This window comes from Chryseobacterium sp. HNCC26DJ240, from assembly GCF_057180485.1.
Genome location: NZ_JBXUGK010000006.1, coordinates 11,921 through 34,732, shown reverse-complemented (window position 1 = coordinate 34,732; position 22,812 = coordinate 11,921). Strand labels below are relative to the sequence as shown.

The following is a 22,812-nucleotide window of genomic DNA, read 5'->3' as shown; positions in this document are numbered from 1 at the left end:
AATTATCTGAAATAAGGTCTGTTTGCAAATGGGGAAAATGGCCACGGAATCGCAATGAAAATAATGAGTAACGCTATTAAAAAGTAAATGAGCATTGTTTTAAACTTTTCTTTATCAGTTGTTTTTCTCTTGGAAATGGCAGAACTGATTGTGATTAAAATAATGGAAAACAACATCAGAAAAATGTGAATCAATCCGAAAAATAGCAAATCAAATGATTCTTTTGCTTCGTTGAAATTTTTCCAAAAGTATTTTATAATCGGACTTTGAGAATATAATGTTATTCCTAAAACCAACTGAATGTGGGCAATTGTCGCCGTCCAATGCCTTACTGAATTATCTGTTTTTGAAAATTCTTTATTCTGAAAATAACCTTTGTAAGCTCTGAAAATAGAGTAGAGTAAACTCAGTAAAACTAACCATCGAAAAGTAGAATGCAAAAATGTAAGGGTTTGATACATCATCAATTATTTTGATGAAGCAAAAGTAAATAAAAAACATACTAATTAGTATGTTTTTGTTTAAAAAATTATTTAAGAGTTTCAAAATAAGACTTAAGTCCTTTTAAATAAATAAGATATACCGATTTTGAATTTTCTAATTTTCCTAAATTTCTCACGCCCCAATAACCGGACATCACAAAAACAGCAACTTCCTTAGCAGGAACATCAGTTTTGATAATTCCGTTTTCTTTTGCTTTTTCAATCGCATCAATCATTGTTTTCTCCCAATCTAAAGAAAGTGTATTCAATGCTTTTGTAAATTCAACATTCCACGGAGCCATTTCCTGAGTGAAATTGGAGGCCGGACAACCGTATTCCACCTTTAAATCTTCACTTTCCATCAGTAAATAATGCAGTAAACTGTAAATCGTATCCAGCGGATTTCCATCATTTTCAAAAGGTTTGATAAAATTATTTTTGAAGTTCGGAATCATCAACTCGTTCAGAATCGCCAAACCCATGTCATCTTTAGTTTTAAAATGATAATAGAAAGCACCTTTTGTCACTTGAGTGGTTGCTATAATTTCGTCAATACTCGTCGTCTGATACCCTTTTACATAGATCAGTTCGAATGCTTTTTGAAGAATATTGAGACGGGTAGCTTCAGATTTTTTCATGAAGCAAAGAAACGATTTTTAGATAAATTTAAAATGTTCTGACAATTATTTTCCATTCCAGATTATCTTTCGGAAATTTGCAGAAAATTAAATTTAATGCAGATTATAGATTTTGAAAACTGGAACAGAAAAGAACATTTTGAATTTTTCTCATCATTAAAAAGTCCTTATTTTGGCTTTACCACGGAAGTTGACTGTACAAAAGCCTATGATAATGCCAAGAAAAACGGATATTCTTTTTTCGCTTTCTATCTTTTTAAATCTATGGTTGCAATCAATAAAATCGACGCTTTGAAGTTGAGAATAGTCGACGGTAAAATTGCCCTCTACGAAACTGTACACGTAGGCAGTACCATTGGGAGAGCCGATGGAACTTTCGGTTTTTCTTATCTTGAGTTTTCTGATGATTTTAAGATTTTTAACGAGCGTCTGCAAAGTCAGATTGAAAGCGTACATAATACCCAAGGTTTAGGCATCAGCAATGATGTTTTGCCTTTAAATCATATCAGGCATACAACAATTCCTTGGCATTCTTTTTCTGCAATTCTGCATCCTACAGATTTGAATCCTAAAGAATGTATTCCCAAAATAGCTTTCGGAAAATTCAGTATTAAAGATGGCAAAAAGATGATGCCTGTTTCTATTGAAGCACATCACGGTTTGGCTGATGGTATTGATTTAGCGAAGTATTTTGAGGCTTTTCAGGAGGAACTGAATAAGTAAATTTGATTACCCTATTTTGATAGCTATTTGCGAACCTTGTCAAAGTTTCGAACCCTGACAAGGTTTTTTGAATTTTGATTTAAACTTTGCTTTCAGAACTGTACTTTGTATAAAACCAGAACAGCCCGAAAAGGTAAAAAGAATGCAGCAATTGCGCTTCAATCGCTGACCAGTTTTCAACAGAACTGCTTCCCAAAATAAGAATGCTCATCAGTGCAATTGCCGAATACAGCGTGTATTTTGTCTGAAAACCAATCAGCAAAACGATTCCGATCAGGGCTTCCAAGAATGGCAGTGCATAGCTGAACGGCAAAATAAGCACATCCGGAATTGCAGATTTCTCCATACTTTTCATCATGCCATCACTGAATTCTGCAAGCTTGGGAATTCTTACCAAACCGTGTCCCAAAAGCGAAATTGCCATCGGAAGTTTCAGGAAAAAGAAGGCAGTTTTAAAGTTTTTCATGTTGTGGTGTTTGATGCTAATTTAGGGAGGATATTTTGGATAAGCAAAAAACCTGCTGGTGGGCAGGTTTCGATTAACATTAATTTATCAAATTTATTTTTACTATTAATTTCTTAGTATGTCATTGTAGAATCAATATTATTGTCAAGGGAATCATTATGAAATATATTGCCATAATAGTAGTCGTCATTATTAGCGCATATATGTTCAAAAATCAGTTCACCAATTGACTCTGGAATTACAGGTTGATTATAGATGGGAATTTGAGAACTTGATATTACTTTTCCATTCCTACCATATTCTACCCAGTTTTTAATATCATAATTTTTTGATGAACAATCACAGTCCCACAGCTGCAGATTCTGCTTGCCACCAACTATAATAAACTTACCTTTTTTATCCTTTACTTTTTTTGTTGGATAGGCCCATTTAATCCAAGCCGAGTTACTGCTTTCACGGCGAGAAGAAATCGCATAGTCTGATGATTTATATATCTCAATGAAATTATTTGGTACCGATATAAAACTGAATAAGGCAAAACATGTGGAAACTGTTGTAGCAATTATTACTACTTTAATATTTTTCATGGTCAATATTTATTTAAACCATTTGTTTAATCTTCTCTTTGTTCTGTCAAATGCTGTCTGCTCCCATATTACCTCAAATCCATTCCAAAAAACTCTTATTTGATTTCCAGAGTCGCGATATAAAACAAATTTTATATCCTTGTGTTGAATATAAACGTTATTAACATTTGAAGATTCGGAGACGTATTTAGAGTTGTTGTCCCTGACTTGTTCTAATCTTTGTAAAATGGATTGTGCTTCGTTTAAAGGGAGATATCGGAAAGCATACGCACTTCCAATATTTCCGTCAGAATTTCTATTGTCGCCAAAGAAAGCAAGTAAAAGACCTCTTTCATTCACCTCAGTACAGTTAAATGCCACAGAAATCAAGCCACCACTGTCATCTGATGCAAGACTTTCTGTCTCAAATTTAATTTCACGATTTTCAGCATTGCCAATAATATTGTTAATAATATATTCTTTAGACCGGAACTGCGAAATTTCTTTTGCAACTTCCTTTTTTACAGCATTAGCTGCCAAAAAAGTTATCGCCGTTGCCGTTGCAGCAGCTCCAACGGCTGTAGCAGTTCTATTTTGTGCATTTCCGTAAATGCTCAAAATGATAAAACATGGAATTAGAATTTTTTTCATGATATAACCAGTTATTTAGAAATTTTATTGTACCACCCACTCACATCTTTCTTAATAAGCTCATGATATTCGTAAAGTAATGATGTTAAGCTTGAATTAGCTCTCTGGCTCTTATACGAATTTACTGTAAGATAGCCATAAAAGTTCCCATTTTTATCTACTACAACAGGAGGATTTGAGGCATAATTATTCCATGGAGAGTATGAACTGTATTCGTTTCCGTAAGTTCCATAAGAATTCCAAATAGATTTTGTATTATATGAGTTACCATAAGTTCCGTAACTATTCCAAATAGAATTTTTATCGTACGAATCACAATTTAAACATCCTAAATACTCATCTTGATCTGACCCGCCATATTTATGAAGCGTTTGAGCACTTAAGATTATAGAAAACAGAAAAAATGTAAGAAACTGTAATTTAATTTGCATGCTAGGATATTTTGTTTTTTTGCAAAGATATAGTGTGTGGATGCATAATAATTACGGTTATCCTTAATTTCAAAAATAAATACAAAAAACCTCAAAGTATTCAGTATTTCGACTGAAATTTTACAAGTATTTTATCAGATACTAAAAGATATTTTATTGCATTTTCGGTAAATATTTGCTTTCTAAAAAAATCGCTTTTCGCCACTTTCTCCCACAATCCTTCCACAACTCTTCGGGTTTGCTTCGGAAAACAGGTACATTTCCCGAACAACACCCGAACAAACCCCAAACGAAAGCCGAAGAAATATCCTTTTCAAAAACTCTAATTCATCTCAAAATTATTCCTCCGACAAAAACTATTTTTCATTAATTTCGTCAAAAATCAATTAGATTATGAAGATTAAATTAACCATCTGTTTGCTGGCTTTTCTGAATTTTTATGAAGCGCAGGAAAACATCGGCTATCAGAAGCCTTCTGCGGAGATTTTGCAGCTGGCAGATTATGACAGACCACCTAGCGTTCTAACCAATTCAAAGAAAGACTGGGTTGTTTTTGTGTACAGACCAACGTATAAAACCCTTGATGATCTCAATCAGCAGGAAATGAAACTGGGCGGTTTGAGAATTAATCCGGTAACCAATATTTCAAGTTCAGTCACGTACATCAACAATCTGAAAGTACGGAAGATGAATGATAAAACGGAAGTTCAGGTAAAAGGCTTGCCTCAAAATCCGAAGATTACGAATACAAGTTTCTCGCCCGATGAAAAGAAAATGGCTTTTACCAATACCACCGATAAAGGAGTTGAACTTTGGGTGATTGATCTGGAAACTGCTACAGCAAAGAAAATCAGTCAGGATAATCTGAATGCCAATTATGGTTCGGCTTACTCGTGGATGAAGGATTCTCAGAGTTTCCTTTTAAAAGTACTTCCGGCCAACCGTCCTAAACTGATTGATGCTTCAAAAGATTTACCGACAGGCCCGATTGTTTCTACTGCCGATGGAAAGGTTTCGCAGAACAGAACGTACCAGGATTTGCTTAAAAATCCTCAGGATGAAAAGAATTTTGACAACCTGATGAGCTCTGAATTATACCATACTGACCTCAATGGAAATCAGAAAAAATTTAAAGAAAAAGATTTGTATGCCAATTTATCTTATTCTCCGGACGGAAAATATCTGATGGCAACGACAATAAAAAGACCTTATTCCTACATCGTTCCTTTGAACCGTTTTCCGATGACTTCAACTGTCTACGATGCGAGTGGAAATGTAGTAAAAGTGGTGAATGAGATACCTCTGAATGAAATTATGCCTAAAGGTTTCTCCTCTGTAAGAATGGGAAAAAGAGACATGAGCTGGAGAAGCGATATGCCTGCAACATTGGTGTATGCCGAAGCTTTGGATGGTGGCGATCAGTCTAAAACAGTGGATTTCAGAGATGAAGTTTTCACGTTGGATGCTCCTTTTAACGGAACTCCGAAGTCTTTCTTTAAAACAAAACAGCGCTACGAAGGCACGAGCTGGACAAACGATCATTATGCCATCGTTTCGGAAGGCTGGTACGACACCAGAAATACAAAATCTTATCTGATCGACCTGAACAGCGGAAAATCTCAGGTCATCGAAGACCGGAATTATCAGGATGTTTACAGTGATCCGGGAAGTTTCAACACGACTAAAAATGATTTTGGAAGATACGTGGTGAATATGAAAGGAGAGAAGGCTTACCTGATTGGGGCGGGCTTTACGAAGGACGGTCAGCATCCTTTTGTAGATGAGCTGGATATGAAATCTTTAAAAAAGAAAAGACTCTACACCTCAAATCTGAAAAATGCCAAAGAAGAAATCATCGATATTATCGATCCTAGAAAAGGCGATGTTTTAACGATACAGCAGTCGGCTAGTTCCTATCCGAATTATTTTAAGAAAAATATTAAGTCCAGTAAATCTGAGCCGGTAACGCAGTTTGCCAATCCTTTTGAAAGCATTAAAGATGTATACAAAGAAGTGATTACGTACAAAAGAAATGACGGCGTTACATTGACGGGAACCCTTTATTTACCTGCCAACTACGACAGAAAAGCAAAGAAAGAAAAGCTTCCGTTGCTGATTTGGGCTTACCCAACAGAGTACAAAGATAAAAATACGGCAGGGCAGAACACACAAAACCCTAACGACTTTACATTCCCATATTACGGTTCGTTTGTTTATTGGACGGCAAAAGGGTATGCGGTCTTGGATGATGCAGCATTCCCAATCATCGGGGAGGGGAAAACAGAACCGAACGATACTTTTATTACGCAGTTGGTTGCCAACGGAAAAGCGGCAATTGATGCAGTGGATCAATTAGGTTATATTGACAGGACAAAAGTGGCTGTGGGCGGACATTCTTACGGAGCGTTTATGACAGCCAATCTTCTGACGCATTCCAAAGATTACGCCTGCGGAATTGCCAGAAGTGGCGCGTACAACAGAACTTTGACGCCATTCGGTTTCCAAAGCGAACAGAGAAATTACTGGGACGTACCGGAACTCTACAACGGAATGTCTCCGTTTATGAATGCCGATAAAATGAAAACTCCGCTGTTGTTGATTCATGGTGATGCAGACAACAATCCGGGAACATTTACTTTGCAGACTGAAAGGTATTTTCAGGCTTTGAAAAATCTTGGAGCACCGGTTAAGATGGTTCTTTTACCTAAAGAAGCGCACGGATATGTTGCGAAAGAAAACATTTTGCATTTGCTTTGGGAACAGGATCAGTTTCTGGAGAAGTGTTTGAAGAAGTAGGTGTGATTTTAAACGCAGTGAGCGCAAAGGTTATTTTTACAATTGTGAAAATATTTTTCGTTCGCAAAGGCGTTTCACTCAGCTAAGTTCAATGCTAAGATTAGTTTGAGTTCAGCTTGAAATAACTAAACTGCCCCTGAAAGTTTAATCTTTCAGGGGCAGTATTTTTTTAGCTTTAAAACTAAAATTTATTTATCAATCGATCCTAAAACCTTTTGAGCAAAAGAGTTTAGGGCATCTTTCTCGCTCATTCCGTTTTGTACGTTGGCGTGAACTTCCAAAGCGCCGCAGATATTGGTAATCAATTCTCCGGCAACATTCATGTCTTCCTCGCTTGTTCCTCTGAATTCTGTAAAGCTTTCCAGAACTTCCAAAGTTTTCTCTAAATTTTCAGGAGTCTGAGTCTGAAAAAACTGTCTTATAATCGGTAACTTCATTGTAATTAAAGTTCGTTGAATAATTCGATTAAACTTTCAGCTTTGTTAGACTGAACCTGATTGACCAGTTCACCGTTTTTGAAGATGGCGAACGTAGGCAAGTTATCAACTTTAGCTAATTTTCTGCTTTCAGGAAGTTTCTCTGCATCCACATATAAAAAAGGAATGGCATCATTCTCAGAAGCTAATTTTTTGAATTTCGGCTTCATAATTCTGCAGTTTCCGCACCATGTTGCTCCGTATTGTACAACAACTTTTTCGTTATCGTTTACAATGCTTTGCAACGTATCTTCCGCTAATTCTGTATACATAAGTTTATTTTTTTTGAAAAAAATAAACAATGTAGCAATCTAAAAATTTACCAGTGTACCAATAATTGTTACACTGGTAAATTGCTACATTGTTATATTGATCTATCTTAGTTTTTAGCTAAATATTCTGCAGTAGAAGTTCTGTCTGCTTTCATCGCATCTTTTCCTTCTTCCCAGTTGGCAGGGCAAACTTCACCGTGCTTCTGAACGTGAGTGTAAGCGTCGATCATTCTTAAGAATTCTTTTACGTTTCTTCCCAAAGGCATATCGTTTACCGCTTCGTGAAAAACTTTTCCAGTCTCGTCGATAAGGTAAGTTGCTCTGTAAGTTACGTTTGATCCTGTGAAAACTTCATTTCCTTCTTCGTCAAAATCAAGATCCTGATCTACGATGTCAAGCAGATTTGCCAGCTGTCTGTGAGTATCAGCCAATAGCGGGTAAGTTACGCCTTCGATACCACCGTTGTCTTTTGATACATTTAACCAGGCAAAATGAACCTCGTTTGTATCACAAGAAGCACCAATTACTTTAGTGTTTCTTTTTTCGAATTCAGGTAAAGCTTCCTGAAAAGCGTGAAGCTCAGTCGGGCAAACGAAAGTGAAATCTTTCGGATACCAGAATAAAAGAACTTTCTGTTGGTTTTCTGCAGCTTCCTGAAATACGTTGATTCTTAAATCATCACCCATTTCAGACATTGCGTCGATTGTTACATTCGGGAATTTTTTTCCTACTAAAGACATAATTTTCTCGTTTTTTAATTAAAATTTAATGATGCAAATATATTGCTTTTCATCTATTGAAATAAAGTATTTTAATAAATAAAATCTATAATTGTTTTAAGCTGAAGTTCTTCCTTTAGAAACAGAAATTGATATGATTCAATAGATTATAATTTCATTATTGATTTTAAATAAAGTTTTTGTCTATCAAAAAAAATCAGATTTAAGTTTTGTACCTAAATCTGATTTTATAGAATAACTGAATTTTAAACAGCTTTTTCGAGTACTTCTTTTATTCTTCTCATTGACTCTCTTAATTCTTCTTCAGAGGCTGCATAAGAAAATCGGATACATTCCGGGCTTCCGAAAGAAACTCCGCCGACACAGCCTACGTGAGCTTTTTCTAAGAGAAACATAGCAAAATCGTCTGAATCTTTTATTTCGGTTCCGTCTAAAGTTTTACCGATATAATAAGAAATATCTGGAAAGAAATAGAAGGCAGCTTTCGGTAAAAGAACTTTAAATCCTGGGATTTCTTTCATCAGTTCAAACATCAGATTTCTTCTTTGCTCGAAAGCATCAATCATGTATTTGTATTCTGAAGGATCTGTTTTTAAGGCCACAATTGAAGCTCTTTGAGCAACTGTGTTTGCACCACTGGTCATTTGTCCCTGTACTTTCTCGCACGCTTTTGCCAACCATTCCGGGCACGCAGAATATCCGATTCTCCAACCAGTCATTGCGAAAGCTTTAGACATTCCGTTGATTACTGCAGTTTGCTCATACACTTCAGGAAACTGTGCGATAGAAGTCGTTTTAGTTTCGTAATTAATGTATTCGTAGATTTCGTCTGAAATTACCGTTACGTGAGGATATTTTGCAATCACTTTCGCCAAAGATTTTAGCTCATCGTAAGTATAATATCCACCTGAAGGATTACATGGAGAACTGAAAAGAACTGCTTTTGTTTTATCATTAATAGCTTCTTCCAGCTGTTCTGCAGTGATTTTAAAGTCTGTAACATACGATGTAGGAAGCATTACAGAATTTCCGCCCATCATTTTTACCATCTCGTCGTAGCTTACCCAGTAAGGTGTAGGAAGAATTACTTCATCCCCATCATTTACAATTGCTGCCAAAACGTTGATGATGGCTTGTTTAGCACCATTTGACACGCAGATTTGTGTTGGTTTATAATCTAGTTTGTTGTCTCTTTTTAATTTGTCTGAAATTGCCTGACGCAATTCTAAAAATCCCGGAACGGGAGAGTAGTGGCTATAGTTTTCGTTGATAGCATCAAAAGCAGCCTGTTTTATATTGTCGGGAACATCAAAATCCGGTTCTCCTAGAGTTAAAGAAATTACATCTATTCCGCTGGCCTTCATTTCTCTGGCCTTGTTCGACATTACGAAGGTTTGAGAGTATCCTAATCTGTTTACTCTGTCTGAAAGTTTATTCATGAATTTTTTTTGTCTTTAGAAACAAATATAGAAATAAAGCCCCATGATTAAAAATTAAAATACCACAAATATTTAGATTTTTAAGTTAATTACTAAGATATTGATAACTGAAAATCACTTTGTGTAGAGATTTTTTGTTTATTTTTGAGAAAATTTAAACTATGCTGAGACTTCTCTTATTATTAATAGCAACATCGTTGTTTGGGCAAAATTACCGTTTTGTTTATGAGTATAAATTCCGACCCGATGTTGTGATAAAAGACTCGCTGGTGACTGATTATATGAATCTTGACACTGACGGAAAAGAATCTTATTTCTACAACGCCGCAAAATTTGAAAAAGATTCTGTGTATGCTGCAACAAAAGATTCAAAAGTGCTTTCGGAATTTAAAAATTTCGACAGAAACCTCACCTATACGATTCATAAAACCTATTCTCCAAAAAGCATACAATTCTACGATAAATTTCAGACAGCGAATCTGGTTATCAAAGAAGAGAAATTTCCGGTCTGGAAAGTTCAGAATGAGTTTAAAAAAATCGGAGATATTAACTGTCAGAAAGCGACTGCAGATTACAGAGGAAGAAGCTGGACAGCATGGTTCAGTAAAGATTATCCGATAAGCGACGGACCTTACAAATTTTCAGGATTGCCCGGGGTTGTGGTTCAGATTAATGATATTGAAAATGACCATCAGTTTAATTTAATTCAAATTAAAAAAACGAAGAATAATTACAGTTTCTTACCTAAATCCAACAAGGAAATCAGCGAAAAGGAATTCAGAAAGCTTTGGGCAGATTACCGTTTTACTCCGGATGAAATCAACAGCATGAACATCAATTCGAAAGAAGGTAATATGACTGTACAGTTGAAAGATGGCTATACCAGCAAAATCAGTATGGAAAAAGTGAAAAAAACAAAGGATTTGGACGCTGCACTTTCTGTAATTCTTTCAAAATCTAAAAACAGAATCGAAAGAGATTAATTAGCTTTAAACTTGATTTAAGATTTCAAAAACTTTACTTTTGCTCAAATATACTATTTAAGATGTCTACAGCGTTATTATTAAAATATTTCCCTGACCTTACAGATGTTCAGAAAGAACAGTTTGCCAAACTCGAAGGTTTGTACGGAGAATGGAACGAAAAAATAAACGTAATCTCCCGAAAAGATATGGAATCGCTTTATGAAAAGCACATTCTGCACTCTCTGGGAATTGCAAAAGTAATGGAATTTGCTCCAGGAACTAAGGTTTTGGATATCGGAACCGGCGGCGGTTTTCCTGGAATTCCTTTAGCAATTCTGTTTCCGGAAACTCAGTTTACGCTGATCGATTCTATTGGTAAGAAGATTACTGTGGTCAATGCAGTGGCGGAAGGCGTAGGATTAACGAATGTAACAGCCATTCACGGAAGGGCTGAGAAGCTGAAAGAAAAATTCCATTTTGTGGTCAGCAGAGCGGTGACTCAGATGCCGGAATTTCTTCGTTGGCTCAAAGGAAAATTTGAAAAAGAACAGATCAACCAGAAACACAACGGCGTTCTTTATCTGAAAGGCGGAGAGCTTGCAGAAGAACTTGCCGGATTGAAATGTGAAATTTTTAATCTGAAAAACTATTTCGAAGAAGAATTTTATGATACTAAAAAAGTAGTTTATTTATCAAAAGGTAATTTTAATTCTTAATTTGAATATCATAAGGAATAATTTTTGATGATAATCTAAAATATTTAAATAAATTTTATTGTAATGAAAACTTTACTCAACATAGGCGTTGTTGCCATTTTATCAGGCTTATTGTTCACTTCCTGTAATAACAATGATGATTACGAAACCATACAGTCTGTAGAAAAAGTAAAAATAGACAGTGTTGCGATTGTGAACGATACCATGAGCGTTTTTGATATTCAGAGCATCAGAACATATCAGAAATTCACTCAACAATGCGAAGGTTTTTATGGCTACGACTACGCTCACACCGCAGATTTCGACAGAAATGTGACTGCTTACAAGTTTAAAACCAATGCCAATTGTGGCTCGGGAACTTTCAAAGGCTTTAATCAGATCAACTTTGCTCCGAAAGTGGCTGGGACTTATAATTTTAAATTTTGGACAGGTGATAACACGTTCATAACAAAAACAATTGTAGTTCAATAGATGAAATATAGAATCTCAGCTTTTTTACTTTTAATTTCCTTTGTCTTTATTTCAGCTCAGAAAATCTACTGGAGTGAAGGGAGGAAACTTACGTGGGAGGATTTTCAAAGCGATAATAATAATGATAAAGACAACAGTGTTGTTGCATTTGCCAATGTAGGTATGGGCTATAAAGCCGAAACTACTACAGATCCAAAAGCACCAGTAACTATCAAAGTTTTAGTTTTTTTTGATGTACAAAAATCATGGAAAGTGGATGGAATTACTGGCGAATGGACTTTAAATCACGAACAGCTTCATTTTGATATTGCAGAACTTTACGGAAGAATATTACGGAAGAAAATATTTGACGAAATTAAAAATTCAAAAGATTATCAAACTAAGTTTGAAGAAGTTTACAAGTCTAATTTAGCAGAATACAAGCGTTTTCAGCGCCTTTACGACAAAGAAAGTAATCATGGAATTGATGAGGAGAAACAGCTCTTTTATAATAAAACAGTTGCTGAAGAACTTAAAAAACTAGACAAATACCGCTCACATTGAAGTTTCTTAATAAAATAATCGATGAACTGCTGGCTCAGGAAAGCGATCTTTCAAAATTCAGTATTGTACTGCCGGGGAAAAGACCGATAGTTTTCATCCGCCAGATTCTCGAAGAAAAAAAATATTCCGGTTTTTTGCCGGATTTTTTTACGGTGGAAGATCTTATCGTGGATATTGTTGATCAACAGCCCATTCAGGGGATATCTCTGTGGCTTTTCTCGTATGATGTGTACAGAAAACTCAATCTAATTCCGCAGGATAGTTTTTCAGACTTTCTGAAATGGTTTCCGACATTACAAAAAGACTGGGATGACATTCTGAAATTTTCAGATTCCGACACCGCAGTTTTGCAGTACATGTTTGATGAAGAACGCATCAAAGAATGGGCTCAGGATTTGGGTGATCAGGATGAAGTTCCTCGTAAAAAGTTCCTGAATTTCTGGCGTAACATGAATATTTATTTGCCGGCTCTGAAATCTGCGTTGCTTGAAAAAAACTGGGCAACTTCGGGAATGATTCATGAAATAGCGACGGAAAAAATTCAAAAATATGCCACAGAGACGGATAAGAAATTTGTTTTCTGCGGATTCAATGCTTTTACACCTGTAGAAGAAAAACTGGTAAGAAACCTTTTGCAGTGGGATAAAGCGCAGTGTTATTTTCAGGGAGACCGATATTATTTCGACGATGAAAGACAGGAAGCAGGGAAATTTCTGAGAGATCACAAAACATGGAAAGAATTCAATGACAGCCGTGAATTTACATGGATTGAAAATGATTTTAACCAGCCTAAAAATATTAAGGTTTATGAAGTTTCGGGGAATATTACCCAAACTAAAATTTTACCTGAAATTTTTAGAGAAAGCCTTGATGCCGACTATTCTGATACTGCAGTAGTGCTTTTGGATGAAAATCTTTTGCCTGCAAGCCTTGATATGATGCATGCTGTGGATCATCTGAATATTACAATGGGTTTTCCGTTAAAAAACCTGTCTTTTTCCAATGCTGTAAAACAACTTTTTTATCTTCAGAAACAGCTTGAGAAGAATAAAACAACGTATTATTACAGAGATATTTATCCAATTCTGGAAGAACTTCCTGCGTCGGAATCTGACGAGAAGATTATTTCAAATTTTAAATCAAAAATAGAGGAGAGAAACATCGTTTACATTTCGCGAAACCTTTTCTCAGAACTGCTTTCGGAGCTTTCTTATTTTAAACTTTTGCTGAAAGCTGATTCGGCTCAGATTTATCTTGATTTGCTGACAGACTTTTGTGTTGGTTTGAAGTGGCTTGAAATAGACGATATTCAGTACGAAAATATTTCTCATTTCGAAAATGCTTTCAGGCTTTTGAAAAACCAGATTCTTCCGTATCACTTTGATATTAAAATGGAAACGCTCGAGGTTTTGATTAATCAGCATATCAACACAGAAAGTATTGATTTTCAGGGTGAACCCCTGAAAGGTCTTCAGGTAATGGGACTTTTGGAAACACGTTTGCTCAACTTTAAAAACGTCATTCTCTTATCGGTAAACGAAGGAAAACTTCCCCTCGGAAATTCTCAGAATACCTACATTCCTTTTGACATCAGAAGGCATTTTGAGCTTCATACTTACCTTGAAAATGACAGTATTTATGCCTACCATTTTTACCGCTTGATTCAGGATGCTGAGAATGTGCATTTGCTTTACAATGCTTTGAGTTCGGGTGTGAATACAGGTGAAAAGAGCCGTTTTATCACGCAAATTGAGATGGAAAGCAGTCACAACATCGAGCATTTGATCATAGAAAACACCAGCGAGCCAATAAAAACGGAACCGATTGAAATCCAGAAAACTGAAGCCGTAATGCAGAAACTTCAGAGCTGGAAAGAGAGAGTATCAGCTTCACATTTAACGAGCTATCTTTATAATCCTGTTGATTTTTACACTTCTAAAATTTTAAATACATCTGAAACCGACGAAATTGAAGAAGAACTTTCAGTAAGAAATTACGGAAATTTAGTTCATTATTCACTTCAAGAAATTTATGAAGAGTTGATAGGTAAGACTTTAAAAGAAAGTGATTTACAAAAATCAATTAAACAAATAGATCAATATATCGACGGAGCCATTGAAAAGCTGAAACACCAACCCGAGTTTTACGAAAAAGGAATGAATTTTATTCACAGAGCCATTGCCAAAAAAGTAATTGAATCTGTTTTAAATTTTGACCTTGACTTGATAAAAACCGGAAACGAACTGAAGATTATCGATATCGAAAGAAAATTTGAAAAAGTAGATTTTTACATTGATGAAGATTCCAAAGATAAAATAGCTTTTTATGGATATATTGACCGGATTGATCAATTGAACGGAACGATTAGAATCATCGATTATAAAACAGCAAAAACAAAAAATCTGACGATAAAAATTGATGAGCTGAATCAGGATGATTACTTTCAAAACAGCGACAGAAAACAGGCGATGCAGCTTTGTCTTTATCAATATGTAGTTCAAAGTTTACCCGAATTTTGGGGACTTCCCATCCAAACCGGAATTTGGAGTTTTGCTGATGCCAAAAAAGGAGTTGTGGCGCTGGAATTTGCTCAGGGAGAATTGCAGAATGCAATGGTTTCCATACAGAATTTAATTCTTGAGATTTTAAATCCTGAAATAAGTTTTGTGGAAAATGTAAAAACTTTTGCCGGAAATTAATTGAAGATAAAAACCTTCAAGGTTTTAGAAACCTTGAAGGCCTAGATGTTATATTTTAAAATGCATTAAAGCCGGTAATATCCAATCCCGTAATCAGCAAATGAACATCGTGTGTTCCTTCGTAAGTGATTACAGATTCCAGATTGGCAGCGTGACGCATCATCGGGAATTCGCCCATGATACCCATTCCACCAAGGATCTGTCTTGATTCTCTTGCAATATCAATCGCCATTTTTACATTATTTCTTTTTGCCATGGAAATCTGAGCCGGACTTGCTTTATGGTCATTCTTAAGATTTCCTAACTGTAGACAAAGCAATTGTGCCTTTGTAATTTCCGTTAAAAACTCAGCTAATTTTTTCTGTTGTAACTGGAATGATCCGATTGGTTTTCCAAACTGTTTTCTTTCTTTAGAATATTGAACAGCAGTACAGTAGCAATCTATTGCCGCACCAATTACACCCCATGAAATTCCGTAACGTGCAGAATTTAAACAGGATAAAGGTCCTTTTAATCCTGTAACGTTTGGTAATAAATTTTCTTTCGGAACTTTCACATCATTGAAAACCAATTCGCCGGTTTTTGAAGCTCTCAAACTCCATTTGTTGTGGGTTTCCGGAGTGGTAAAGCCTTCCATTCCTCTTTCTACGATCAGTCCCTGTACTTTTCCTTCCTCATTTTTAGCCCAGATCACAGCAATATCGCAAAGTGGAGAGTTGGTAATCCACATTTTGGCGCCGTTCAAAAGATAATGATCACCCATATCTTTGAAATAAGTTTCCATTGAGCCTGGATCTGAACCATGATTAGGCTCAGTGAGACCGAAAGAACCGATCATTTCACCTGAAGCTAATTTTGGTAAATATTTTTTCTTTTGTTCTTCAGAACCGAATTCATTAATCGGAAACATTACCAAAGAACTCTGAACAGAAGCTGCAGAACGCACAGCAGAATCTCCTCTTTCCAGTTCCAGCATAATCAAACCATAAGAAATCTGGTCAAGACCCGAACCACCGTACTCTTCAGGAATATAAGGTCCCAAAGCTCCAATTTTCCCCAATTCTTTCATGAGATTTGGTAAATCAGTGTGATTTTGTGCTGCCTGATCGATATTTGGCATCACGAAACTTTCAACCCAATCACGTACCGACTGTCTGATGAGCTTGTGTTCATCGGTTAAAAAAGCATCAACTCCAAAATAATCTGGTATGCTGGTAAGCGGATAATATGACATAAAAATTTGTTTTTCTAAAAATAAGATTTTTTAGACAGCGACAAAAAAATAATAGGTCATAATGATGAAAGAGATTGAAATTTAAATAAAATCTTCCTCCAAAAAAGTATAAGGTTTTGATTTTGAGTGGTATTTTTCAATAAATTTATAGAGATATGGAGCTTTGTTTGCTGAGCCGTCATACAGTTTTTCAAGCCTTTCGAGCATGTTCATGCTTAAAATTTTTCGCTGAAAATTGTTTCTTCTGAAAGATTCTCCCAAAATTGTTTCGTAAAGACTCTGCAGATCTTTCATTGTAAATTTTTCAGGAAGCAAATTAGAAGCTGCAACTTGAGTATCAATATTGTCTCTCAGAAATTCTAATCCGGATCTGATGATTCTGTCATGGTCAAAGGCCATTTGCGGAAGTTTATCTACTTCAAACCAGGCACAGGATTCGTTAAAAGCATCGGCGAAAGTGTTGGCAAGAGAATAATCTATCAAACTGCAGTAAGCAACGGTGATGAATCGCTGTAAAATCCAGTGATTTTCGGTAACATCAAGACCTTTATTCTGAATTAAAGTTTTGTGAACATTATTTTCGGTACGGCTCATCCTTCCAAAAGTGTGAAACTGTTCCAGAAAAATGTTTTTAAGATGGGTTCTTTCCAACAAAACTCTTGCAGCGGCATCGCGAAGATCTTCATCCAAAAAAACAAAACCTCCGGGAAGAGAATACAGATCAAGATCGTGGTATTTTAAAAGCAAAACCTTCAAGATACCATCATGAAAACCAAAAATGGTACAGTCTACCGAGAGATTTGGGATAAAATCTTTGCTGTCGATAAGTTGTTTTAAGGTTTCAATGTTTTTATTGTGATCTGTTTTCATGGTGTAAAAATAAAATTATTTCTAATAATTTTGATTAATTGATTTAAAAAATGAAAATCCGAAGATAAAAACTAAGGTTACAGCAATAAAAATAAAGACTGCATAGTAATTCAGCATTTGGTTTTGAAACAGATTCGAGATTATAGCTGAACTGGCAGAGCTTCCCAGCGATGAAAAAATTACGATCACGGAAGAAAGTACAGTCACCTTTTCTTTATCAGCTGTACCTATCATTTTGGAGTTTGCTACCGGATAAAGGGGTGCCAGGAAGAAACCAATCACAGGAAATATGTACATTAAAACCGCTGATTTTTCGTTATTTGCAAACTGAATGGCAATAATTACAGATAGAATCAGCAACACCATGGAAACACAAAAGTAAAAGTATTTAGACAGATCAAACCTTCTGATAATCTGCGCTGTAACAATTCGTCCCAAATAACTGAAAACAGCCAGAAAAGATGTGGCCTGAAGTGCAAAAAAAGAATTTACCCCTAAATGATTTTTATAAAAAGCAGGCAACCAGGAATTAAAACTCTGTTCGGTAAATAAAATGAAGAAAATCAACCCAAAAAAAGCAATAAAGGCGGGTTTGCCCAAACCTGAAAAGTCGGGGAGTAGTTTAACGTTTTTGTTTTTTGTTTCATTAATTTCTTCTTTAAAAAAGAGATAAACAGTAAAAAAACTGACAAGAGAGATTCCGAAAAAGCCAAATTTCCAAAATTCGCTGTACTTGCTTGAAATCAACCAGCCAAAACCTGTGTTGACCACAAAAGTACCAATCATAAACGATGCCTCCACACTGCTCATGGTTTTGGCTAAGGTTTTTTCGTCAAAAATATTACTTTTGATAATGTTGTAAACGCAGATTTTACCGAGGGCAAAGCAGGCACCAATAATTGCAAACCATAATTTGTAAAACCAGAAAACCTGTACAAACGGCAAAATTAAGGAGCAAACCGCCACAATCGATAATGCTAAAATGATAGAAATCTTTGTTCCGGTTTTACTGATAAAACCTACGGCGAATATAGAAATGAACGCAATCGGAAGATCTTTAAATGACTCTAGCAGCCCCAGTTTGCTATAGGAAATATTTTCTTCAGAAAGCTTTAGTATTATGATTCCCATACAGTTCAGTACCATCGAGAAAATAAAGAAGGTGAGTTTCAGCGGAAGTGTTATTTTACGGAGGTTGGTGGTCATTTTGGGAATAAATTACTTATCTTTTCTGATTAAAATGTTGAAAATTTTATTGATTTTTCTTTTCATAGTTCCCAAAAATAAAAGAAATATTAAAATAATTGTGAAAAATCTGTTAACTATTCAAAAAAAATAATATTTTTATTGTCTCAATTTGAGAATTAAAAACTATATAAAAATATGAGTGTAAAAATATCACGAAGTTTGGGACTTGTTGCCGTGCTTTATTTCACGGCAAATTTCAATGCACAGACGGCACCGAAAGATACTGTACAGAAAGAGCAGAAGATTGAGGAAGTTGTGGTGATTGGGTATGGTTCGGTGAAAAAATCAAACCTTACCAGTGCAGTTTCTACTGTAAAAGCTGAAACATTTGATGACAGACCGATTTACAATGTTGGGCAGGCCTTACAGGGAAATGCGGCCGGTGTTAATGTAATTCAGTCTTCAGGAAAGCCTGGTGCTGCAATTGATGTGAAAATCAGAGGAAACAATTCTATCTCGTCAAGTGTGAATCCGCTTTATGTTGTTGACGGAATTCAGACCTTCGATATCAGCGGAATCAATCCTGACGATATTACCGACATGACGATTCTGAAAGATGCGACTTCTGCTGCAATCTACGGAATCAACGGTTCTTCCGGCGTTGTGATTGTAACAACTAAAAGAGGTAAAGCCAATAAACCGCAATTAGCATTCAATGCTTATTGGGGAATGTCTAAAACCGTGAATAATATTGATGTTTTAAATTTAGATCAGTATAAGGCATTGATGGGAGAAATAAATCCTTCATACCTTACAACGATTAATAATCCCCGGTATGCGGGTATCAATACCAACTGGAGAGACGAAGTTTTCAGAACCGGTTTTGACCAGAATTATAATGTGAATTATTCTTTTGGAAATGAAAAAGTGAGAGCTTACACCGCATTAGGGTATCAGGGAATTGACGGAATTATTGATCCTGCAAGATTCGACAGGGTTTCAGCGAAAGTAAATTTAGATGCGAAGATTACCAATTGGCTGAAACTGACGGGTAATTTTAATTATATCAATACAACGCTTAAAAATACCAATGACAATTTGGGAACATCAAGAGGTGGCGTTATTTTAAGTGCTTTAAATACACCTTCATTTTTACCAATCTATGGAAGTCAGCTTGCTGTAAGAGAAACGGATACCAATGGAAATTATCTGGATGGTTACAAAGACGGTCAGTTTGCGTTGAACCCATTCCAGTCTTCATGGGAAAATCCTGTGGCTTATCAGTCAAGACAAAATCAAACTCAAACGAATCGTTTCATGAGTAACCTTGGTTTGGAAGTAAACATTCTTAAAAACCTGGTTTGGAAACCGACTGTTTCTTTTGACTTGATTGAAAGTACAAATGATCAATTTACAGATGGTTATCAGACGAGTTATGGAAGACAGCAGAAGGGTATTGGAGGAAAGTATTATTCGAGCTATCAGGACATGAATTTTGAAAATACTTTAACATATACTTTAAAATCTGGAGCGCACGATTTATCATTATTAGGAGGAACGCAGGTACATGAAAAAAGAAATTCATGGCATAACTATTGGGGAGACAGCTTTCCGGAGGGAACTATGATGTTTGATTTTAATACAGCTGTAAATAAGCATGAAAGTTTAGTTAAAGAACATCTTAGAGAACTTTCGTTTTTTGGTAGAGCATTATATACTTTAAATAATAAATACACTGTGATGGGTGTTTTTAGATATAATGGTAGTTCTGCACTGGCTCCAGGTAATAAATGGGGGTTCTTCCCAGGAGTTTCAGCATCTTGGGTTGTTTCTAATGAAGATTTTTTATCTGACAGCAGAGTAATTTCAGAACTAAAATTACGAGGAGGATGGGGACAAACTGGTAATGTTTCTGGTATACCGCCATATTCTCATTTTAATTTAGAAAGATTTACTGAACTAGGTCCCGCTGGATCTGTATTTACCAGACAATGGGATAGCGGAGATTTAAGTTGGGAAGTCACTAATGACACAAATATTGGAGTTGATTTTGGATTTTTAAGTAATAGAATTAAATTAAGTGTTGATGCTTATAAAAGAAAAACAAATGATTTAATAATTCAAATACCCATGGGTGCTGCACAGGTACCTTTCTATAGAAACGTTGGAAGCATGGAAAATCAAGGTTTAGAATTTGCTTTGAATACCCAAAATTTCAAAGGTGAGTTTAACTGGAATACGAATTTTAATATTTCATTTACAAAAAATAAGGTTTTACAGCTAAACTGGGTTCCTGTTTTAGATAGGGCTAATATAGAAACTGTTGGAGCTAATTTGGTGAGATTTACTCCGGGTCAGCCAATAAGTTCTTTTTATGGTTACCAAGTTGACCATGTGGATTCTCAAACGGGTGATTTGGTTTATAAAGATACTAATGGAAACGGATATTTTGATACAGGCGACAGAACATTTATAGGAAATCCAAATCCAGACTTTTCTTTTGGCTTTAGCAATAATTTCTCTTTTAAAAACTGGTATTTAGATGTATTGGTTACCGGATCTTACGGAGGCGAAATTTATAATGCATCAAGATTTGATTTGGAAATGATGAATGATTTTAAGAATCAATCAACTGTAGTTTTAGACAGATGGACTACTCCTGGACAGATAACCAATACGCCGAGAGCCAATTCACCAACTTCACAATATGTTTCAGACAGATTTGTTGAAGACGGGTCTTTCCTTAAAATTAAAAGCGCTACTCTAGGATATAATTTCTTGAGTCCGTTCAAAGGAGTAAGCAAAATCAACCTGTATGTTACAGGACAAAATCTTTTGACCTGGACAGATTATACAGGTTTTGACCCTGAAGTAAACGCTTTCAATACAACAAACGGCGTATCTGGAGTTGACTACGGAACATATCCTCAGGTAAGAACAGTAATTTTCGGTCTTAAAGCAAACTTTTAATTTATAACAGTTATGAAATTTAACAAAACAATATATTATTTTTTCCTTGGTGCAACTTTAACATTGGGAACTAATTCATGTAGTGAGTATTTAGATACAGAACCCATAACAGACAGAGCTATTCCTCTTAGTGAAACCCCTTACACAACTGCGGCTGAAGCTGAAAGTTTAATGACTACTATTTACACTGATTTGGGTAACGAATACTGGCAGTTAGATTATTTCTTCAATGGTGATGCCCAGACCGAAATTGCTCATGCAGGAAGTGATAATGTACAGAACTTCCAGATGGATGAATACAGAATTATTGCTACAAACTCAAACGTAAACAGAGACTGGAATTACTTATTTACATTTATTAACAATGCTAACAAAATTTTAAATTATGTAGATAATATTTCAGATCCTGCATTGACGAATTCCAGAAAAGCAGAAATGAAATCCGAGGCCGCCATTATGAGAGCGATGTATAACTTTCACGGAGTTCAGCTTTGGGGAAATTTCCCTTTGGTAACAAAAGCGGTGATTGGAGTGAATGATGAAAATTTTGATGAAGTCTATGAGCAGGTTTATCCCACAAGAAAGCCCATTACAGAAGTTTATAATTTAATCATTTCAGATTTGGAGGGAGCTTTGGCGAGTGCACCTGCAAGTTCAAATAAATACAGAGCGAATAGAGGATTAGCTTTAGCATTGCTGTCAAAAGTATATGCTACAAAACCAAATCCGGATTACGCAAAAGTTTTAGACTATACAACACAATTAATGGGACAAGGATATTCTTTGCTTCCAAATTACGACCATTTATTTGATGGAGCTCATGAAGCCAATGCAGAATCTATTTTTGAATCCAATGGAAACGCAGGAAACCTTTGGGCATGGGGCTCTTCGATGTTCTATGGAACAGACTGGAAAAAATTCAATACACCTTCGTATGATCTTGTAAATACATTCAATACTGAAAATGATTTGGTGAGAAAAAATTCAAGTATTTGGGTTTCTCCTACTGCTGTCGGCTGGTCAGATAACTATTGGCCAAGCTCAGCATTTCCGTTTATGAATAAAATGAGAATCACTACAGGTCATCAGAATTTCTATGTGATGCGTTACGCAGATTTACTTTTGATAAGAGCTGAAGCATTAGTGCGTCAGGGGAATTTCACGGATGCTGCAACTTTGGTTAATCAGGTAAGAGCAAGAGCCAACTCAGGTTTAACACCGGTTACTATTGCAAATACCGACGATGGAATTAACAAAATTCTCAAAGAAAGAAAACTGGAACTTGCATTTGAAGGTCACCGTTGGTTTGATCTGAAACGTACAGGAAAAGCAATTGAAATCCTTTCGCAACAGAAAAATGCTGCAGGAAATCTTCTGCCGTATGTGAATAATTTAAATCAAAACAGATTCTTGTGGCCAATTCCACAGACGCAACTGGATAATAATCCCAATCTAACCCAAAACCCCGGTTACTAA

General features: G+C 35.7%; 22 protein-coding genes. 9 read left to right on the top strand and 13 right to left on the bottom strand.

What is annotated here, in order from left to right:
• Positions 1 to 2: 2 nt before the first annotated feature.
• The gene (locus AC2A1G_RS12650; protein ID WP_484047276.1) at positions 3 to 464 is read right to left on the bottom strand and encodes a hypothetical protein; all 462 of its coding nucleotides are present in this window, start codon (positions 462 to 464) and stop codon (positions 3 to 5) included.
• A 65-nt stretch (positions 465 to 529) separates the two neighbouring features.
• Positions 530 to 1,120, bottom strand: coding sequence for a TetR/AcrR family transcriptional regulator (locus tag AC2A1G_RS12645; protein WP_484047275.1), 591 nt, complete (start codon positions 1,118 to 1,120; stop codon positions 530 to 532).
• Between the two features lie 96 nt (positions 1,121 to 1,216).
• On the opposite strand from AC2A1G_RS12645, the gene AC2A1G_RS12640 reads away from it, so the two are divergent.
• Positions 1,217 to 1,843, top strand: coding sequence for a CatA-like O-acetyltransferase (locus AC2A1G_RS12640; protein ID WP_484047274.1), 627 nt, complete (start codon positions 1,217 to 1,219; stop codon positions 1,841 to 1,843).
• Between the two features lie 79 nt (positions 1,844 to 1,922).
• On the opposite strand, the gene AC2A1G_RS12635 is transcribed toward AC2A1G_RS12640, so the two are convergent.
• From AC2A1G_RS12635 to AC2A1G_RS12620, 4 genes are all read right to left on the bottom strand, one after another.
• The gene (locus AC2A1G_RS12635; protein WP_484047273.1) at positions 1,923 to 2,309 is read right to left on the bottom strand and encodes a MauE/DoxX family redox-associated membrane protein; all 387 of its coding nucleotides are present in this window, start codon (positions 2,307 to 2,309) and stop codon (positions 1,923 to 1,925) included.
• A 113-nt stretch (positions 2,310 to 2,422) separates the two neighbouring features.
• Positions 2,423 to 2,896, bottom strand: coding sequence for a hypothetical protein (locus tag AC2A1G_RS12630; protein WP_484047272.1), 474 nt, complete (start codon positions 2,894 to 2,896; stop codon positions 2,423 to 2,425).
• A 9-nt stretch (positions 2,897 to 2,905) separates the two neighbouring features.
• Positions 2,906 to 3,526: a hypothetical protein gene (locus tag AC2A1G_RS12625; protein ID WP_484047271.1), complete on the bottom strand. Its 621-nt coding sequence runs from the start codon at positions 3,524 to 3,526 to the stop codon at positions 2,906 to 2,908.
• 11 nt (positions 3,527 to 3,537) lie between these two features.
• Positions 3,538 to 3,957, bottom strand: a complete 420-nt coding sequence (locus AC2A1G_RS12620) for a hypothetical protein (protein ID WP_484047270.1) — start codon at positions 3,955 to 3,957, stop codon at positions 3,538 to 3,540.
• A 393-nt stretch (positions 3,958 to 4,350) separates the two neighbouring features.
• Between AC2A1G_RS12620 and AC2A1G_RS12615 the strand changes: the two genes are divergently transcribed.
• Positions 4,351 to 6,753 (top strand): alpha/beta hydrolase family protein, encoded by a 2,403-nt coding sequence (locus AC2A1G_RS12615; RefSeq protein ID WP_484047269.1) that lies wholly within the window; start codon positions 4,351 to 4,353, stop codon positions 6,751 to 6,753.
• A gap of 188 nt (positions 6,754 to 6,941) precedes the next feature.
• On the opposite strand, the gene AC2A1G_RS12610 is transcribed toward AC2A1G_RS12615, so the two are convergent.
• The 4 genes from AC2A1G_RS12610 to AC2A1G_RS12595 form a co-directional block, all read right to left on the bottom strand.
• The gene (locus AC2A1G_RS12610) at positions 6,942 to 7,190 is read right to left on the bottom strand and encodes a DUF6952 family protein (protein ID WP_484047268.1); all 249 of its coding nucleotides are present in this window, start codon (positions 7,188 to 7,190) and stop codon (positions 6,942 to 6,944) included.
• Between the two features lie 5 nt (positions 7,191 to 7,195).
• A complete protein-coding gene (locus AC2A1G_RS12605) occupies positions 7,196 to 7,501 on the bottom strand; it encodes a thioredoxin family protein (RefSeq protein ID WP_484047267.1) in 306 nt (101 codons plus the stop codon).
• Positions 7,502 to 7,608: 107 nt separating this feature from the next.
• Positions 7,609 to 8,241: a peroxiredoxin gene (locus AC2A1G_RS12600; RefSeq protein WP_056030238.1), complete on the bottom strand. Its 633-nt coding sequence runs from the start codon at positions 8,239 to 8,241 to the stop codon at positions 7,609 to 7,611.
• 245 nt (positions 8,242 to 8,486) lie between these two features.
• On the bottom strand, positions 8,487 to 9,680 hold the full coding sequence (locus tag AC2A1G_RS12595; protein ID WP_484047266.1) for a pyridoxal phosphate-dependent aminotransferase: 1,194 nt from the start codon (positions 9,678 to 9,680) through the stop codon (positions 8,487 to 8,489).
• Positions 9,681 to 9,841: 161 nt separating this feature from the next.
• Here AC2A1G_RS12595 and AC2A1G_RS12590 point away from each other — a divergent pair, with 161 nt between their 5' ends.
• The 5 genes from AC2A1G_RS12590 (at position 9,842) to AC2A1G_RS12570 (ending at position 15,074) form a co-directional block, all read left to right on the top strand.
• A complete protein-coding gene (locus AC2A1G_RS12590) occupies positions 9,842 to 10,663 on the top strand; it encodes a GLPGLI family protein (RefSeq protein ID WP_484047265.1) in 822 nt (273 codons plus the stop codon).
• 62 nt (positions 10,664 to 10,725) lie between these two features.
• On the top strand, positions 10,726 to 11,361 hold the full coding sequence (gene rsmG, locus AC2A1G_RS12585; RefSeq protein WP_484047264.1) for a 16S rRNA (guanine(527)-N(7))-methyltransferase RsmG: 636 nt from the start codon (positions 10,726 to 10,728) through the stop codon (positions 11,359 to 11,361).
• Between the two features lie 63 nt (positions 11,362 to 11,424).
• Positions 11,425 to 11,832 (top strand): hypothetical protein, encoded by a 408-nt coding sequence (locus AC2A1G_RS12580; protein WP_484047263.1) that lies wholly within the window; start codon positions 11,425 to 11,427, stop codon positions 11,830 to 11,832.
• Positions 11,833 to 12,375, top strand: a complete 543-nt coding sequence (locus tag AC2A1G_RS12575) for a DUF922 domain-containing protein (protein WP_484047262.1) — start codon at positions 11,833 to 11,835, stop codon at positions 12,373 to 12,375.
• Positions 12,372 to 15,074, top strand: coding sequence for a PD-(D/E)XK nuclease family protein (locus AC2A1G_RS12570; RefSeq protein ID WP_484047261.1), 2,703 nt, complete (start codon positions 12,372 to 12,374; stop codon positions 15,072 to 15,074). Before AC2A1G_RS12575 ends, AC2A1G_RS12570 begins: the two co-directional genes overlap by 4 nt.
• Positions 15,075 to 15,129: 55 nt before the next feature.
• On the opposite strand, the gene AC2A1G_RS12565 is transcribed toward AC2A1G_RS12570, so the two are convergent.
• From AC2A1G_RS12565 to AC2A1G_RS12555, 3 genes are all read right to left on the bottom strand, one after another.
• Positions 15,130 to 16,308, bottom strand: a complete 1,179-nt coding sequence (locus AC2A1G_RS12565; RefSeq protein WP_484047260.1) for an acyl-CoA dehydrogenase family protein — start codon at positions 16,306 to 16,308, stop codon at positions 15,130 to 15,132.
• Between the two features lie 81 nt (positions 16,309 to 16,389).
• Positions 16,390 to 17,178, bottom strand: coding sequence for an NUDIX hydrolase (locus AC2A1G_RS12560; RefSeq protein ID WP_484047259.1), 789 nt, complete (start codon positions 17,176 to 17,178; stop codon positions 16,390 to 16,392).
• A 21-nt stretch (positions 17,179 to 17,199) separates the two neighbouring features.
• Positions 17,200 to 18,384: an MFS transporter gene (locus tag AC2A1G_RS12555; RefSeq protein ID WP_484047258.1), complete on the bottom strand. Its 1,185-nt coding sequence runs from the start codon at positions 18,382 to 18,384 to the stop codon at positions 17,200 to 17,202.
• 177 nt (positions 18,385 to 18,561) lie between these two features.
• Here AC2A1G_RS12555 and AC2A1G_RS12550 point away from each other — a divergent pair, with 177 nt between their 5' ends.
• On the top strand, positions 18,562 to 21,336 hold the full coding sequence (locus AC2A1G_RS12550; protein WP_484047257.1) for a SusC/RagA family TonB-linked outer membrane protein: 2,775 nt from the start codon (positions 18,562 to 18,564) through the stop codon (positions 21,334 to 21,336).
• Positions 21,337 to 21,348: 12 nt separating this feature from the next.
• Positions 21,349 to 22,812, top strand: coding sequence for a RagB/SusD family nutrient uptake outer membrane protein (locus tag AC2A1G_RS12545; protein ID WP_484047256.1), 1,464 nt, complete (start codon positions 21,349 to 21,351; stop codon positions 22,810 to 22,812).